General features: G+C 71.4%; 13 protein-coding genes and 4 pseudogenes. 14 read left to right on the top strand and 3 right to left on the bottom strand.

Translation table 11 applies throughout. The features are described 5' to 3' along the window. The 9 genes and pseudogenes from EBH09_RS03770 to EBH09_RS03730 form a co-directional block, all read left to right on the top strand. Nucleotides 1–407: pseudogene (locus EBH09_RS03770) on the top strand (hypothetical protein); the annotation flags it as partial. Nucleotides 408–558: 151 nt separating this feature from the next. Further along, entirely contained in the window at nucleotides 559–1,464 is a 906-nt protein-coding gene (locus EBH09_RS03765; protein WP_121746220.1) for a universal stress protein, read from the top strand. Between the two features lie 38 nt (nucleotides 1,465–1,502). Beyond that, nucleotides 1,503–2,525 (top strand): alcohol dehydrogenase AdhP, encoded by a 1,023-nt coding sequence (gene adhP, locus EBH09_RS03760; RefSeq protein ID WP_121745574.1) that lies wholly within the window; start codon nucleotides 1,503–1,505, stop codon nucleotides 2,523–2,525. A gap of 5 nt (nucleotides 2,526–2,530) precedes the next feature. Further along, complete coding sequence (locus EBH09_RS03755; protein WP_121745573.1) at nucleotides 2,531–3,394, top strand: universal stress protein; 864 nt, start codon at nucleotides 2,531–2,533, stop codon at nucleotides 3,392–3,394. A 148-nt stretch (nucleotides 3,395–3,542) separates the two neighbouring features. Then, nucleotides 3,543–6,239: a GNAT family N-acetyltransferase gene (locus EBH09_RS03750; protein WP_121745572.1), complete on the top strand. Its 2,697-nt coding sequence runs from the start codon at nucleotides 3,543–3,545 to the stop codon at nucleotides 6,237–6,239. A gap of 12 nt (nucleotides 6,240–6,251) precedes the next feature. Then, nucleotides 6,252–6,983: a CBS domain-containing protein gene (locus tag EBH09_RS03745; protein WP_121745571.1), complete on the top strand. Its 732-nt coding sequence runs from the start codon at nucleotides 6,252–6,254 to the stop codon at nucleotides 6,981–6,983. 16 nt (nucleotides 6,984–6,999) lie between these two features. Beyond that, nucleotides 7,000–7,383 (top strand): annotated as a pseudogene (locus EBH09_RS03740) (flavodoxin domain-containing protein); the annotation flags it as partial. Nucleotides 7,384–7,474: 91 nt separating this feature from the next. Next, a pseudogene (locus EBH09_RS03735) lies at nucleotides 7,475–8,069 on the top strand (zinc-binding dehydrogenase); the annotation flags it as partial. Between the two features lie 156 nt (nucleotides 8,070–8,225). After that, nucleotides 8,226–8,711, top strand: a complete 486-nt coding sequence (locus EBH09_RS03730) for a pyridoxamine 5'-phosphate oxidase family protein (protein ID WP_121745570.1) — start codon at nucleotides 8,226–8,228, stop codon at nucleotides 8,709–8,711. 103 nt (nucleotides 8,712–8,814) lie between these two features. On the opposite strand, the gene EBH09_RS03725 is transcribed toward EBH09_RS03730, so the two are convergent. After that, the gene (locus EBH09_RS03725; RefSeq protein ID WP_121745569.1) at nucleotides 8,815–9,480 is read right to left on the bottom strand and encodes a CBS domain-containing protein; all 666 of its coding nucleotides are present in this window, start codon (nucleotides 9,478–9,480) and stop codon (nucleotides 8,815–8,817) included. Nucleotides 9,481–9,637: 157 nt separating this feature from the next. Further along, the gene (locus EBH09_RS03720; RefSeq protein WP_121745568.1) at nucleotides 9,638–10,090 is read right to left on the bottom strand and encodes a cyclic nucleotide-binding domain-containing protein; all 453 of its coding nucleotides are present in this window, start codon (nucleotides 10,088–10,090) and stop codon (nucleotides 9,638–9,640) included. A 440-nt stretch (nucleotides 10,091–10,530) separates the two neighbouring features. On the opposite strand from EBH09_RS03720, the gene EBH09_RS03715 reads away from it, so the two are divergent. Beyond that, the gene (locus EBH09_RS03715; RefSeq protein WP_121745567.1) at nucleotides 10,531–11,229 is read left to right on the top strand and encodes a CBS domain-containing protein; all 699 of its coding nucleotides are present in this window, start codon (nucleotides 10,531–10,533) and stop codon (nucleotides 11,227–11,229) included. Between the two features lie 537 nt (nucleotides 11,230–11,766). Continuing rightward, nucleotides 11,767–11,931 (top strand): annotated as a pseudogene (locus EBH09_RS03705) (pirin family protein); the annotation flags it as partial. A gap of 529 nt (nucleotides 11,932–12,460) precedes the next feature. On the opposite strand, the gene EBH09_RS03695 reads toward EBH09_RS03705, so the two are convergent. Further along, on the bottom strand, nucleotides 12,461–13,171 hold the full coding sequence (locus tag EBH09_RS03695) for a 2-phosphosulfolactate phosphatase (protein ID WP_121745565.1): 711 nt from the start codon (nucleotides 13,169–13,171) through the stop codon (nucleotides 12,461–12,463). 86 nt (nucleotides 13,172–13,257) lie between these two features. Here EBH09_RS03695 and EBH09_RS03690 point away from each other — a divergent pair, with 86 nt between their 5' ends. The 3 genes from EBH09_RS03690 to EBH09_RS03680 all read left to right on the top strand — a co-directional run bounded on the left by EBH09_RS03690 (nucleotide 13,258) and on the right by EBH09_RS03680 (nucleotide 16,163). Next, on the top strand, nucleotides 13,258–14,130 hold the full coding sequence (locus EBH09_RS03690) for a GNAT family N-acetyltransferase (protein ID WP_121745564.1): 873 nt from the start codon (nucleotides 13,258–13,260) through the stop codon (nucleotides 14,128–14,130). Nucleotides 14,131–14,279: 149 nt separating this feature from the next. Beyond that, nucleotides 14,280–15,464, top strand: coding sequence for a histidine kinase (locus tag EBH09_RS03685; protein WP_121745563.1), 1,185 nt, complete (start codon nucleotides 14,280–14,282; stop codon nucleotides 15,462–15,464). A gap of 21 nt (nucleotides 15,465–15,485) precedes the next feature. Beyond that, nucleotides 15,486–16,163, top strand: a complete 678-nt coding sequence (locus tag EBH09_RS03680; protein WP_121746218.1) for a response regulator transcription factor — start codon at nucleotides 15,486–15,488, stop codon at nucleotides 16,161–16,163. The last annotated feature ends 39 nt before the right edge of the window (nucleotides 16,164–16,202 follow it).

Genomic DNA, 16,202 nt, shown 5'->3' with positions numbered 1-16,202 from the left:
AGGGCTGGATCGACGGTGGTTCGCCCACGGAGGGTTTCCTGGGGCATGTGGCGGTCGGTCCGATGGAGTCGACGTTCCACTCGTGGGCCGGGGCGGCGTGGGCGGACTGGCTGTTCATGCTGGGTCTGCTGGGGATCGGGCTGGCTCTGACCGCGGGGGTGGCGCTGCGTCTGGCGGCCTTCGCGGGGACGGTGATGATGGCGTTGATGTGGGTGGCGGAGTGGCCGCCGGCCAAGCACCTGTCCGACGGGTCGGCGAGCATGTCGACGAACCCGTTCGCCGACTACCACCTGGTGTACGCCGTGGTGCTCATCGCCCTGGCCGCGGTCTCGGCCGGGAACGTCTTCGGGCTGGGCCGGCTGTGGGCGCGGCTCCCCATCGTCCGCGACCACGCGTGGCTGCGCTGAACACGACTGGTGGGGCGGGACCACCCGAGGACCCGCCCCACCAGCTTGCCGGCAGGGACCGTCGGCCCCACTCCGGGACCACAGGCCCCCGCCCCCGGCACCGCCCGAAGAGACGCTGAGAACAGAACCAATGACACAGGAGGTGGCCGACATGGCCCGCACGATCACCGTAGGACTCGACGGCTCGTCCGAGAGCCGGGCAGCCGCAGAGTGGGCGGCCCGCGAAGCCGCGCTGCGCCAGATGCCGGTACGACTGCTTCACGTGTGGCAGCCGGTACCGGAGCCCATGGCCCACGCCCCGCTCCTCGGCGCCGGAACACACCAGCACTGGACCGAGCGCATCCCCCGGGAAGCCGCCGAAGGGCTGAGGCTGCGACACCCCGGCGTCGAGGTGACCACCGAGCAGCGGGCCGGGGCCCCGGCGGAGGTGCTGCTCGAAGCCGCTCGCGACGCGGAACTGCTGGTGCTGGGCTCGCGTGCCCTGAGCGGCCTCGCGGGCTTCCTGATCGGGTCCGTCGGCCAGTCCGTGGTCGCACGTGCCGAGGTGCCGGTTGTTCTCGTCCGGGCCGGCGAACAGGCCGCCGACGAACACGTCAAGGACCCCACCGGCATACCGTCCGCCGCCACCGGCTTCCGGCCCGTGGTCCTGGGTCTGGACACCGACAGCCCCGACGAGACGGTCATCACCTTCGCGTTCGAGGAAGCCCGGCGCCGAGAGGCCACGCTGACCGTCGTCACGGGGTGGAACCTGCCGCCCTACTACGTCTACAGCCTGGCCGCCGGCGTCGACCCCCGCGAGGACATCATCCGCGAGCAGGCCGCCGCCCTCACCGAAGCGCTCCGGCCGTGGCGGGAGAAGTACCCGGACGTCGAGGTGACCGAACAGTCCAGGCTCGGCAGCCCCGCCAACCACCTCGTGGACGCGGCCCACGAGGCGTCCCTCGTCGTCGTCGGCCGCCGTATCCGCCGCAGCCCGTTCGGCATGCACATCGGCGCCGTGGCCCACGCGGTCATGCACCACGCCACCACCCCCGTCGCCGTCGTCGCGCACGACTGACGCGGCCCACCGAAGGCAAGCACAGAAGGAGCAGGACCATGAAGGCAGCGGTCGTCCGGGAGTTCGGCAAGCCCCTGGTCATCGAGGACAGGCCCGATCCGGAGCCCGGTCCGGGGCAGGTGCTCGTAGCCGTCGAGGCATCCGGCCTGTGCCACACCGACATCCACGCCGCGCACGGCGACTGGCCGGTCAAGCCCACCCCGCCGTTCGTCCCCGGGCACGAGGGCGTTGGCCTGGTCGAGAAGCTGGGCGCCGGCGTGGCCCACCTCGCCGTCGGACAACGTGTCGCCGTGCCCTGGCTCGGCAAGGCGTGCGGACGGTGCGAGCACTGCCGGTCCGGCTGGGAGACCCTGTGCGAGGACCAGGTCAACACCGGGTACGGCTGCGACGGCGGGTACGCCGAGAAGATGCTGGCCTGGGCCGACTTCGCCCAGCCGGTGCCCGAGGGCGTCAGCGCCCTCGACGCCGCCCCGCTCACCTGCGCGGGCGTCACCACCTACAAGGCGCTGAAGGTCGCGGATGTCCGGCCCGCCCAGCTCGTCGCCATCTCGGGCGTGGGCGGACTCGGGCACCTCGCGGTGCAGTACGCGAAGATCGCCGGGGCCCGGGTCGCCGCGATCGACGTCACCGACGACAAGCTGCAACTGGCCCGGGAGCTCGGTGCGGACATCGTCATCGACGCCCGCACCCAGGACGTCGGCGCCGAGCTGGCACGACACGGCGGTGCGCACGCCGCCCTCGCCCTCGCGGTGAACCCGGCCGCTTTCCAGGCCGTCAACTCCGGTCTGCGGCGCGGCGGGAAACTCGTCATGGTGGCCCTGCCGGCGCACGGCACCCTCCAGGTCCCGATCTTCGACACGGTCCTCAACGGCACCTCGGTCATCGGCTCCATCGTCGGCACCCGGCAGGATCTCGCCGAGGTCTTCCAGCTCCACGCCGAGGGCCGCACGAAGGTCATCCGGGAGACCCGTCCGCTCGCCGCCGTGAACGACTGCATCGACGAGGTCCTCGGCGGCCAGGTCAAGGCCCGGATCGTGTTCGATCTCAACGCGGGAGGCTGAGAACGATGTTCCTGCCCATGGTCGTCGGAGTCGACGGCTCCGAGTCGAGCCTGCGGGCCGTCGACTGGGCGGCCGACGAGGCCGCCCTACACGGAGTACCCCTGCGGATCGTCCACGCCTACCGCTGGGACCGCTACGAGGGCGCTTCCCTCGCCCGCGAACTCGGCAAGCCGTCCGGTCACGTCACCTCCGACGACATCCTCGTCGTCGCCACCCGCCGAGCCCGTCGTCACCACCCGGACCTCGCCGTCACCACCGCGGCGGTGGCCGAAGAACCGGAGTACGTCCTCCTGCGCGAAGCGCGCAACGCCTCCGCCGTGATCGTGGGCACCCGCGGGCGCGGCGAACTCGCCGACCTCCTGCTCGGCTCCGTCAGCCTGGCCGTGGCCACCACGGCGGACTGTCCGGTCATCGTGATCCGCGGAAACCACGACAACCGGGCCGCCGGCGGCCGGCGCGGCCGCATAGTCGTCGGCGTGGCCGACGCACCCACCGCGGCGGTGCGCTTCGCCTACGAGGAGGCCCGGCGGCGCGGCGCCGCCCTGGACGCGGTACGGGCATGGCGATGCCCCACCCACGACACGGTCGACCACCCGCTGCTCGCGGGCACGCCCGAGCGGGTGCACGAGGAACGGGCGGCCAAGGAACTGGAGGCCGCGCTCGCCGACGCCCCGGCGGACGTACGCCTGCGCCGCCACACGGCCGAGGGACCCGCCCGCCGAGTGCTGCTGACCGCCTCGCACGAGGCGGACCTGCTGGTCCTCGGCCGACGGCGTCCAGGGCAGTTCGGGCACCGCCTCGGCCGGGTCGCCCACACGCTCCTGCACCACTCCGTCTGTCCGGTCGCGGTCGTACCCGACACGGCGTGATCGCCCGGAGGTGCCGCCCGGGACGACCGACGGGAGACCGGGGACCGACCGGCCCTGCGGGCATCCCCGGTCGGTCCCTGGGCGCGACCGACGTCGTGACAGACGCTCGACAGGCCAAAGGACCCGAGCGGCTCGAAGGAGAACCGCCATGAAGGACGACACGCCACACCGCCCCGCAGTCCACGCGCTGCTCACGGACGGCACCACCGTCCGTATCCGCGCCGTCGAGCCCAGGGACCACGACCAACTGGAGGGGCTCTACGCGGAGATGTCACCGGACAACCGCCGCCTGCGCTTCTTCTCAGCCGGCTCCCGCTCCGTCGGCCTGGCCGCGGACACCGTGTGCGCGCCGGCCCGGCGCGGACACCGGGCCCTGCTCGCCGAACGCGCCGGACAGGTCCTCGGCCTCGTCGAGTACCACGCCGCCGCCGACGCGCCGCACACCGCCGAACTCGCCGTCGCGGTCGCCGACGGCCTGCACCACCGGGGCGTGGGAACCCTGCTCGTCGAGCACCTCGTCTCGGCCGCCGGGACCGACGGCATCACCGCCTTCACCGCCGACGCCCTCAGCGACAACCACGAGGTACTGCGGCTCTTCGCCGACCTCGGCCTCACCGCGACCCGGCACTTCGACGGCCCCGAGGTGCACTGCGCCATCGACCTGCACGTCGACGAGACCTACCTCACGGCCTCGGAGGCCCGGGGACGGACCGCCGACGTGGCCAGCCTGGAGCCGCTGCTGAAGCCGCGCTCCATCGCCGTCGTCGGGGCCGGCCGCCGTCCCGGCTCGGTGGGACGCGCCCTGCTGCACCACCTTCACGAGGACGGCTTCACCGGCCGCCTGTTCGCGGTCAATCCCGCCACCACCGCCATCCTCGGCGTACCGTCCTACCCCTGCGTCGGCGCCCTTCCCGTCTTCCCTGACCTGGTCGTCGTGGCGAGCCCGGCCGGGACCGTGCCGGCCGTCGCCGAGGAGTGCGGCAAGGCGGGCGTACGCGCCCTCGTCGTGGTCTCCGCCGGACTGGACACGGAGCAGGCCGAGGCCCTGCTCACCGCCTGCCGGACTCACGGGATGCGCCTGGTCGGCCCCAACTGCCTCGGCGTGGCCAATACCGCTCCCGGGTACCGTTTCGACGCCACCTTCGCCGCCGCACACCCCCGCGCCGGGACCGCGGGGGTCGCCGTACAGTCCGGCGGCATCGGCATCGCCCTGCTGGAGGGACTGTCCCGGCTGGGCATCGGCGTCTCCACGTTCGCCTCGCTCGGCGACAAGTACGACGTCAGCGGCAATGACCTGCTCCAGTGGTGGGAGAGCGACGGCCACACCGACCTTGCCCTGCTCCACCTGGAATCCTTCGGCAACCCGCGGGCCTTCTCCCGCACTGCCCGGCGGGTCACCCGGCGCATGCCGGTACTGACCGTCGATGCCGGACGCACCGACGCCGGCCGCCGCGCCGCCGCCTCGCACACCGCCGCCGCGGCCACCGGGACGATGACCCGCCAGGCACTGTTCACCCAGGCCGGCGTCACCGCGACCCGCTCCGTCGGCGAGCTGCTGGAAGCGGCGGCCCTGCTGCACGCACAGCCCCTGCCGGCGGGCACCCGCGTCGCCGTGCTCACCAACGCCGGCGGCGCGGGAGTCCTGGCCGCGGACGCCTGCGCCGAAGCCGGCCTGACCCTCAACCCGCCCAGCCCCGAACTGGCCGGCGACCTGCTCGCCGCGCTGCCCGCCGGAGCGAGCGCCGGCAACCCCGTGGACGCCACCGCCGCCGTGACCGAGGACGCGTTGCACACCTGCGTCGAGCGGCTCGCGGGTCACCCGTCCGTCGACGCGGTCCTGGTGGCCCTCGTCCCCACCGCGGTCGCCGCCGCGACCGGCGACGACCTGGTCCGGGCCGTCACCCGAGGACCCGGCCGCCGGGCCAAGCCCGTCATCGTCGTACGTCTGGAACAGGACCTGCCGGTCACCCTGCTGCCCGTCACCGACGGCGAGGCGATCCCCTCGTACGCCGAACCGCAGGCGGCGGCACGGGCGCTGGCCCACGCAGCCCGACGGGCCGCCTGGCTCGCCCGGCCCGTCAGCACCGTGCCGGACCCGGACGACATCGACACCTCCCGCGCGCACGCCCTGGCCAACGACTTCCTTGGCCGGCGACCGGACGGAGGCTGGCTGGACCCGCGTGCCTGCGCCGAACTCCTCTCCTGCTACGGCATCCCTCAGCTGCCCTGGGTCTGGGCCGAGACCGAGGACGACGCCGTACGCGCCGCCGAGCGCCTGCGCGGCACCGACGGCCGAGTGGTCCTCAAGGCACACTGGCCCGGACTCGTGCACAAGAGCCTCCAGCGCGCCGTCCACCTCGACCTGCGCGACGAGGCTCAGATACGCACGGCCTTCCAGGACCTGCGAAGCCGCTTCGAAGGGCTCATGACTGGAGTCGTCGTCCAGCCGCTCGCATCCCGCGGCACCGAGCTGTTCGCCGGCGTCGTCCAGGACGGCGTCTTCGGCCCGCTCGTCGTCTTCGGCCTGGGGGGCACGGCGACAGAGGTGCTCGCCGACCACGCCGCCCGTCTCGCCCCGCTCACCGGACAGGACGTGCACGACCTGATCACCGCCCCGCGTTGCGCCCCCTTGCTCTTCGGCACGCAAGGCGGCGGCCCCGTCGACCTGGAGGGGCTGGAGCAGGTACTCCACCGGCTGTCCGGGATGGCCGTGGACCTGCCGCAGCTCGCCGAGGCCGATTTCAACCCGGTCCTCGCCACACCCGGCGGGATCACCGTTCTCGACGCGCGGATACGCCTGCTGCCCCGTCGGCCGCAGGACCCCTATCTGCGCCGACTACGCTGAGGAGGAACAGACATGAGGAACCAGAAGGTCGGCTCCGTGATGACCACCCAGGTGATCCGCGCCGAGTACGGCACCCCCTTCAAGGCCGTCGCGGGGCTGCTCTCGGAACACCGCGTCAGCGGACTGCCCGTGGTGGACGACGACCAGCACGTCATCGGCGTCGTCTCCGAGACGGACCTGATGCTCCATCAGGCCGCGACGCCGCTCGCCTACGAGCCGCCCCCGCGGTTCCGCCTCGCACGGCTGACACTGCGTGCCCGCCGGCAGGCGGCCAAGGCCCGGGCGCGCACGGCCGGCCTCCTGATGACCGCGCCCGCCGTCAGCGTGCACGCCGAGGACACCGTGGTGGAGGCCGCCCGCACCATGGTCGAGCACCGGGTGAACCGGCTCCCGGTACTCGACGAGGACGACCGCCTGGTCGGCATCGTCACCCGGCACGACCTGCTGCAGACCTTCCTGCGACCCGACGCGGAGATCCGCGAGGAAGTGATCCGCGAGGTGCTGCAACGCGGACTGTGGCTGGTCAACGGCAGCGTCGACGTCACCGTCACGGAGGGAGTCGTCACGCTGGAAGGGCAGCTGGAGCGGAAGAGCGAAACCGAGATAGCGGTGGCCATGACCCGCAGGACCGACGGAGTCGTCGACGTCGTGGACAGGCTCACCCACCGCTTCGACGACTCCGAGTTCCGGGACGACACGCGCGTGCCGGGCGGTGTCGCGGACGACTGGCTGCGGCGCCTGTGAGAGGAGACGGACCACCATGGAGCAGAGGGTGCTGGTCGCCTACGGGACGGCCAACGGATCGACGCAGGAGATCGCCGAGACCGTGGCGGAGGTGCTGCGGACGACGGGGGTCACGGCCGAGGTGCTGCCCGCCCGGTCGGTGACGGATCTGGACCGCTATGAGGCTGTGGTGGTCGGCGGAGCCCTGTACGCCGGGCGCTGGCACAAGGACGCCAGGCGCTTCGTACAGCGGCACCGCGGAGCTCTGGCGCACCGGCCGGTGTGGTTCTTCAGCTCCGGACCGCTCGACTCGACGGCCTCGCGGCGGGACATTCCGCCCGTGCCGGGGGTCAAGAGGGCCATGGTCAGGCTCGACGCCCGCGGGCATGTCACCTTCGGCGGTTGCCTCACCGAAGGCGCCGATCCGGTTCTGATTGATTCCACGGACGCGATCGTGCGGGTCGATGCCGTCACCGGGCCGGGACGTCCGTTCGGTGCGACCGGGGGACCGGGTGGGTGTGCTCAACGGTCGAGTCCGTCCCGGGACACCGCCGTGGTGGTCGGCGCCGGCCCGGTGGGTCTGGCCGCCATCGCCATGGCCCGGCTTCTGGCACCCGAGCGGATCGTCGCCGTGGACGTGGCCACAGCCCGGTTGGACGCCGCCCGCAAGGCAGGGGCGGACGCGGTCGCCGCTGCCCAGGAAAGCCCCGAGCAGCTGGTCGCCGACCTGACCGAAGGGCTCGGTGCGGACGTCGCCATCGAGGCGGTGGGGGTGCCCGAGACCTTCGAGATGTGCACCCGCATGGTGCGGCCTGGGGGACGCGTCGCCAACGTCGGCGTCCACGGCAAGCCCGTGACCCTGCATCTCGAAGACCTCTGGATCAAAAACGTCACCATCACCACGGGTCTGGTGGACACCCACTCCACGCCCACGCTGTTGCGGATGGCGGCTGCCGGCCGCCTGCCGCCGCCGGGCCGGTCACCCACACCTTCCCGCTCGACCGCATGCAGGAGGCGTACGACGTCTTCGCCCGCGCCGCCGACACCGGCGCACTGAAGGTCGTGCTGGGCGGACCACGACGTGAGGTCGTCGAGGTCACCGCATAGTGAACGCGGCACCGGCGGACACGTCGGAGGGCGGGCCCACCGGGCTGAGGGCCGTCCCGCGACAGATCAGGGACTGATGGCCCTCGCCGCCGGCCGCTCACCCCGTGAAGGATAGGAGCCCGCGCACCGGACGACACACGGAAAGACGACCGGCTGATGTACCGCAACGACGGATTTCGCGAACTGAACCGGCAGGAGAGCCTGAGTCGGCTGGCCACGGCGGTGGTGGGCCGCATCGTGCACACACGCGAAGCCCTGCCCGCCGTCCTGCCGGTCAACTTCCTCCTGGAGAAGAGCGGTGCCGTGCTGTTGCGCACGTCGGCCTCCTCGGAGCTGGTCCGCGCCATCGACGGCGCCGTGGTCGCCTTCGAAGCCGACGAGGTCGACGCTGCGGCGCACAGCGGCTGGAGCGTTGTCGTCACCGGCCCGGCCTCGGTGGTGACCGACCCTGACGAACACAAGCACCTGGTCCGCATCGGCCCTCGGTCGTGGGTGCCCTGGCCCGTGGAAGTCTTCGTGCGCATCGAGCCGGAACTGGTCACCGGCCGGGAGCTGGTCGGCGGGCGCACTCTTTACGGTATGGACATGCCGCCGTCGGCTTCGGCGCGGACGTCCGAACCACCGTCGACGAAGGAACACTGACCCTGCGGGCCGAGGGCCGGCTCCCGGTCGAAGCACTCGCGACGCGCCTCCGAATCCCCTTGATCGGAAGGCGCGTCGCGCGTCCTGCTTCGTGCCCGGCGTGTCAGTCCGCCTGACGCACCACATCGCCGTTCGACGGATCGAACTCGACACCGACCACTCCCTCGACCGCGCGGACCAGGCGGGCGGCCACGGGCACCAACGAGGTGTCCCGCAGGCGGCCGCTGAGCGTCACCCTGCCGCTGGAGACGCGGACCTGGACAGGTTGCCCGGAGGCGGCGAAGAGGGGGGAGACGATCTCCTGGCGAATCTCGGCGGCGAGTTCCTCGTCGGACCGCAGGAAGACCTTCAGGAGATCGGTGCGACTGACCACACCTTCGAGGAGCCCCTCGACGGTGGTGACGGGCAGCCGCTTGACCTGCCGCTGTGCCATGGCCCGGGCGGCTTCCGCCAGTGTGGCGTCGGCGTGGACGGTGACGGCCGGTGTACTCATCAGTTCGCCCGCGGTCAGTGCGCCCGCTTTGGCCAGGTCGGGCAGCCGCCTCAACTGCGTGAAGCGGTCAGGGTCGCTGTCGCGGAACTCTTCTTTGGGCAGCAGATCTGCCTCCGACACGACACCGACGACACGCCCCTCGCCCTCCAGCACGGGCAGGGCACTGATCTTCCACTGCTGCATGAGCTCGACGATCTCTTTGAACGAGGCGCCGCGGCCCACGGCCACGACGGTGTGCGTCATGACATCGCTCACGAGATGCGGACCATGTGACATAAGGTTCCTCCTCGATGCGCCGCGTGTGCCGACGACGGTTTCTGCAAAGCCTTCGTTTTCCGGGTGCAGCAGCCGCGCTGGTCCAGGACCGAAACGGTGGACACCCGGCGTCTCCGCTCACCACGACTGGCTCGGCTGACGGTGCAGGGCGACGTACTCACACCCGGTGCCCGCTGCCGTAAGGCGCGTACAGATCGAGCAGGCGAATCCGCGCTGCCTGCAAGCGGTGAGCGACCACGGAGCCGACCCAGGCGGCGACGGCCCGCCCGAACTCCGGATCGCGAGCGCACAGGGCCCGCACGGCCTCCGCGTCGAATTCCCAGGCCCTCACCGGGCTCAGCGCCTCGGCGCCCAGCTGCCACTGGTACGGAGGAAAGTGCCAGGACCAGCCGAGGAGTTCCCCGTGACTCACCGACTCGATGGCGGCGGCCCGCCGGCCGGGAACCCGTGAGTCGAGCGTGACGGTGCCGCTGCGGATGACCCAGAACCGGTCGGCCGGCCGGCCCTCTTCGAACAGTCGGGTGCCCGCCTCGAAAGAGACTTCGCGGGCAAGGCGCATCAGCCGGTCCCGGTGGCCGACGGCCAGAGCCGTGGTCATGTTGATGGTCATCGTCCTGTCCCCTTCGCCTCGTGCGGCTCATAGTTCGGTGACGTGTGACCAGGCACTCGCCGTGACGGTGCGCGTCATGTCGAGCGCCCAGTCCGGCTCGAGACCGGCGAGAGCTGCCGAAGGTGTATACCCGGCCTCCCTCAAGGCTCCTGCTTTCAGCCTGTACGACAGGCGGCTGCTGCGGCACGGGTCACCCGGGCCCCATCGCAGGGTCGTTCGGCCCCCAGCGCGTGGCCCGCGACCAAAAGCACAGGGCTCATGTGCCGTGAGTGTCAGGTGGCGAAGAGCAAGAAGGGCGGGACCGACAACCACTTCTCACGGACCGAGGGACGGCAGGGCGGGTGGCCCTCTGAAACGGACCGTTCGGCCCAAGCCGCCGCAGGCTGGCAGGCCGATCCTGGTCACGTGGAGAACGCCGCCCATATGTGCGGGAGGAAGCGATGTACGGCTCCGTCTACACCGTGAGTGACGTTATGACCCGTTCCGTGGTGGCGCTGGCCGCCGGGGCGGGGTTCAAGGACATCGTGCGGACCATGCGAACGCGGCGGATGAGTGCGCTCCCCGTCATCGATGCGGGGAACCGGGTGGTCGGCGTCGTCTCCGAGGCCGACCTGCTGCGCAAGGAGGAGTTCCGCGACAGCGACCAGGACGTGCACCCGAGGACCGGGCCCGTCGCGGCTCACGACAAGGCGCGAGGGGTGACGGCGACGGATCTGATGACGTCCCCCGCCATCACGGTGGGCCCCGACGAGACCCTGGCCGGGGCTGCTCGTGTCATGGCGCGGCGTGGGATCAAACGCCTGCCCGTCGTCGACGCCGACGGCGTGCTGCGGGGGATCGTGAGTCGTGGCGATCTGCTCAGGGTCTTCCTCCGGCCCGACCCGGAGATCGCTGAGGAGGTCCGGCACGAGGTCGTCGGCGGCCGCCTTCCGGACGGCATCGGTCCGGTCCGGGTCGAGGTCCATGAGGGCGTGGTCACACTGGCCGGACGGGTCCGCGACACGTCGGTCGTCCCGCTGGTGGAACGGCTGGTGCGCTCGGTCGAGGGCGTGGTCGACGTCCGTTGTGAGCTGGCCGGGCCCCGCCACCGGCCGGCGCTCGAGCCCGACCTGGCGGCCGAACAGCCGAGCGGGACGTGACAGCTCCCGCGACGCGGCCCGCAGGCAGCGACGGTGGCGGCGCCAGTCGCACCCGCGGAGGCAACGGCGGCCGGACGCCAAGCCAGCTCCCGACCGGTGACGCGGACTGAGGAGATGGGTACCGGTGAACGTTCGACCACCATCCGATCCCGCTGCCCGGCCTTCCACTCGCCGGCGTACTCCTGGAACCGCATCGCCCCGTACCTCGCGATCCGGTCCGCCTTCGCCTGTCCCCGCGGCGCCGCCTTCTTCGCGTTGTAGATCTCCGTCAAACGCGCGATCGCCTTGTCCTGGGTCGAGAACCCGGACTCCTTCACCTGCTTCCCCGCCGCGGACCGATACCGAACCTTGTACGGGTGCGGGCACTTCGACCACCGCGACCGCGGTTGCTCACACTCCTTGAAAAACGAACCCATCCCACGAACCAGGGCAGTGGAACTCACGATTGACGACTCCTCCGGGACCGATGCTGACAGTTTGCTAACCGCCGGCGGTCCGGAACGCCGCTGACCTGTGCAAAGGCGCGCAGGCTTCGCTATGTTCTGGAACTGGATCGGACGGTCCCAGGAGGAGATCGTGCAGGCCCGTCAGGACTGGATGGAAGGGGCACGGTTCGGAGAGGTCAAGGGGTACGACGGTGCCCCGCTGCCTGCTCCGGAACTGCCGCCCGTGCCGTTGAAGCCGCGAGGAAGGGTGCGCTGAACCGCGGTAACGCGCGAGTTTCGGTGGCTGTCGAGCGGAGGTGGCCAGTCGACGTCTCCCACTCTTCGGCACCTGGAGGCCGCCCCCTCGAAGCGGTGGCTCGCGGCATCGACGCTCTCGGGCGGAGCGTCTTCATGCCCGCACACCGTGCATTCAGCGCCCGACGGCGAACCGCCGTCGAGGCCCACCCCGACCTTCAGGAGTGCGAGGCCCTGAAGGGCGTCAGCCTCACCGCTTCCGTAGCGCAGGCGCTGTCGCGTCGCTGCGCCCCCGTCCTCACCGCCCGAGCGGCCGCATGAGGCAGGGGTGCGGCGGCAGTGGAGAATGAGGCCATGGCGATATGCAAGAAGTGCCGTGCCCGAAAGCGCAGTTGGCCCCGTTCCTGTTCCCGGTGCCGCTCCGGGTCGGACCGGACGGACGCTGCTGAAACGGCCACTGAAATCGCTGTGGAGGCAGGACTGCTCGGTTGGATCTGGCGAGGAGCCGTGGGAGTTGTGCGGCTGGTGCTGCGTGCGCTCAACTGACCGCTTCAGAGTGAGGTCGGGGTGTCGGCCGACAGTTGGCACACCTCCGCGACGGGACGGAGCACCGTCAGGGACTCTTCCTGGCGAGCCACCATCGCAAAGGGGAACCTGTCGATTTCCAAGCAGAGATCGACATCGTCCGGGTGGTAGCCGCTCCGCAGCCCGCCGGCGAGATCGGCCGCGGCACGAGAAGTCCTCGCGCGGTGGAGATACGGGGTCGCCTCGACGTCGTCCTCGGCGATGGACCGGCCGATGTATTCGGCGCAGGCAAGGTCCTCGTCTGCCTGGCCTCCCTCACCGGTGACCACGAACGTCACCGGGCCGGGCTCCTCGGTTCGCAGGAACCGCGCGGTCGGGCCGGCCACCACGAAACTCGCGCACAGGACCAGTGGCGCGTTCGCGACCGCCAGCGCGCCCACGGTTCCCGCCGTCGTCTTCTGCACCAGCGTGCGGCCGGTGAAATCGGATGACCTGAGCAAGCCGGGTGAGTTCACCGCGTCGAAGCCCGCTGCCGGAGCTCCGTCCTTCAGGGCCAGCCAACCCGGGTGGCTCTCCTTCAGGGCAAGTGCCTCACTCTCCGTCGAGGCCAGGACGATCCTCTCGACGCCACGCGAGAAGGCCCAGGCAGCCACGGTGAAGGCGCGCATGACGTCGACGACGACAGCGACACGGGGAATACCGGTCAACTCCGGTATGCCGACGAAGTGATGGTCCATCGCCCCATTCTGCCGCTTCCCACAGCGCACGGGGCCGATTCGCCACACCGCCCCTCCGGAAACGAGAGCCCGCGGGATCATGAAGCATGCGTTCGGATGCTTGGCACCTCACCGAAGACATCGACGATTTCCTCGCCCGGGCCGGGGACTTCCTCCGCTCGCGCCCCGTCCTGCACAACACACCGCTCACCGTGACGGAGAAGTGGCGGATCCGACCGGGGGCGTTCGAGCCCGGTACCGTGCTCTTCGGCCGACTGGAGTCGGAGGGCGAGACCCGGGCGATCTTCTTCCGCCCGTCGACCCGCCGGCTGACCCTCACCCCGCTCTCTCCCGAACGGGCCGACGCCCTGGCCGCCCGTCTGCACGGCCTCGGTCACACTCTTGCCGGCGTCACCGCGGACCACGACACCGCCACCGCGTTCGCCGAGGCCTGGCAGCGGCACACCGGCGCGATGCCGACGCTCCGCGTCCGAATGCACCTGTACCGCCTCGGCACGCTCACCCCGCCGGATCCGCACCCGGAGGGCCGCGGCCGGATCCTGGGCGAGCAGGACCACGACGACCTCATGCGCTGGTGCCGTGCACTCGCCGCAGACCTCGGGGAGACCGTCACCATCGACGCCGGCTCCTGGGCCGGCACGCGCTTCGCCGAGAAGCGCTACACCTTCTGGGAGACCCCGGAGGGCACCCCCGTCTCCATCGCGGGCGTGAACCCGTTGGTCGCCGGGATGGTCCGGGTGGACCCCGTCTACACCCCGGCCCACCTCCGCGGGCGTGGCTACGCGGCCGCCGTGACGGCCGAGGTGAGCCGGGCCGCGCTCACCTCGGGCGCCACGGAGGTCGTGCTGTACACGAACGCGGCCAACCCCACCAGTAACGCCCTCTACCGGCGCCTCGGGTACCGCCGGGTCACCGACTGGGCCCCGTACGACTTCGCGTACGCCGAACCGCAGCCGTGAGGGTCAGGAACGCTGAAGCCCACTCGGCCCGCCCAGACCACTCGGCCCGTCCCGCCGTCGAGGGGGAGGCGGTGATTCGACTCTGGTCCAGGATGCGCATCAGCCCTGCGGCTGACTCTGCGGCGGCACCGTTTCGCGATAATGACCAGGTGAACATCGACGTCGCGCCACGGCTCGGGTGGTGGCAGCAGACCTGGCGGCTGGCGGCGGCCGCGGCAATGGGCGTACCGGCCTGGCTCTCCACCGGTGTGCTGCTGGCGCGGGGGCAGGCAGCCGAAACGGGCTCCTGGTTCTTGATCGGTGACCCGCTGGTGGCACTCGGCTGCCTCGCGGCGCTGTGGTGGCGGCGGCGGTTCCCGCTCGCCGTCGCCCTGACGGTCGTGATCGCCTCGGCCGCGTCGGCACTCGCCACCGGCGCCGCGCTCGTGGCGCTGGGATCGATCTCCGCCCGTCGTCGCCCGGTGGAGACCGGGATCGTCGTGCTCACCTTCGTGACCGCCTCACAGGTCGCTGTCGGGTTCTACCCGGTCCAGAGCCCGTCCGGCTCGTGGTGGCTGCAGCTCGTCCTCCCGGCACTGACCGCGGGCATCGCGGTGGCCGTGGGCATGGCCGTCGGGGCGCGGCGTGTCGAAGTGCGGTCCTTGCGGGACCGGGCGGAGAGCGCGGAGCGGGAACAGACCGCACGAGCGGCGCAGGCACGGGCCCTGGAACGCAACCGGATCGCCCGCGAGATGCACGACGTCCTCGCGCACCGGATCTCGCTCGTCGCCATGCAGGCCGGAGTGCTGGACCACCGCGGCGACCTCGGAGCCGAGGAAAGCCGGGTGCTGGTCCGCGGCATCGCCGAGGGCTCGCACCAAGCCCTGGAAGAACTACGGGACGTCCTGGGCGTGCTCCGGGCCGACCCGGGCCACCCGGAAGCGCCACAGCCCTCGTTCGAGGCGATCCCCGGCCTGGTGGCCGACGCCCGCACGTCCGGACTGGACGTGACCCTCACCACCACGGTGACGGGAACGCCGCCCGACGCCGTCGGACGCACCTGCTACCGGGTCGTCCAGGAGGGCCTGACCAACGCCGCCAAGCACGCTCCAGGAGCACACATACACATCACCCTCGAAGGATCGGCGGGCGGCCGACTCGACGTCGGAGTCAGTAACTCCCCGGCCACCACCGGTCCCGCACAGCCACCGGCATCGGGATTCGGCCTGCTCGGTCTCACCGAACGAGTCGACCTCGTCGGCGGAGAACTCGACCACCACCCCACACCCGACAACGGCTACATCCTCACCGCACGACTACCCTGGCCGAACGCCACCCACGAAAAGAGAACATGAGTGGACAGCGAGCGGGAACCGGTGGACAGCGAGCGGGAACCGGTGCGAGTCGTCATCGTCGACGACGAACAACTGGTGCGCATGGCCCTGCGGCTCGTCATCGACGGCGAGCCGGACCTGACCGTCGTCGCGGAGGCGGCCGACGGGAACGCCGCGATCACCGTGGTGGACGAGCAGCGGCCGGACGTCGTGCTGATGGACGTCCGGATGCCCGGCCGTGACGGTCTCAGCGCGACCCGGGAACTCGTCGCCCGGCCGGCGCCGCCCCGGGTGCTCATGCTGACCACCTTCGACTCCGACGACCTGGTGCTCGGCGCACTGCGCGCCGGAGCACTCGGGTTCGTCCTCAAGGACACCCAGCCGTCGCGGATCCTGGACGCGGTGCGCACCGTCGCGGAGGGGAACCCCGTGCTGTCCCCGGCGGCCACGGCACGGGTGATCGCCGCGGCCACCGGCCCGCAGTCCTCCCACGCTCGCAGGTCATCCCGCGAAGCCGCACGGAAACAGCTGTCCACACTGACCGAACGAGAACTCGAAACCGCTCGGGCCATCGCGGACGGACTGGGCAACCCGGAGATCGCCCGGAAACTGCGCATCAGCATCGCGACCGTCAAGGCACACACAGGCAACCTGTTCGCCAAGCTGGCGGTCGAGAACCGGGTACAGATCGCACTCCTGGTCCGCGACGCGGAGGGATGACCGGCCCGGCGCGCGCCCACCGCGCATTCCGGGGCGTCC

This window comes from Streptomyces sp. E2N166 (assembly GCF_003671715.1).
GTDB lineage: Bacteria > Actinomycetota > Actinomycetes > Streptomycetales > Streptomycetaceae > Streptomyces > Streptomyces thinghirensis.
This window is presented reverse-complemented; position numbering and strand designations above follow the sequence as displayed.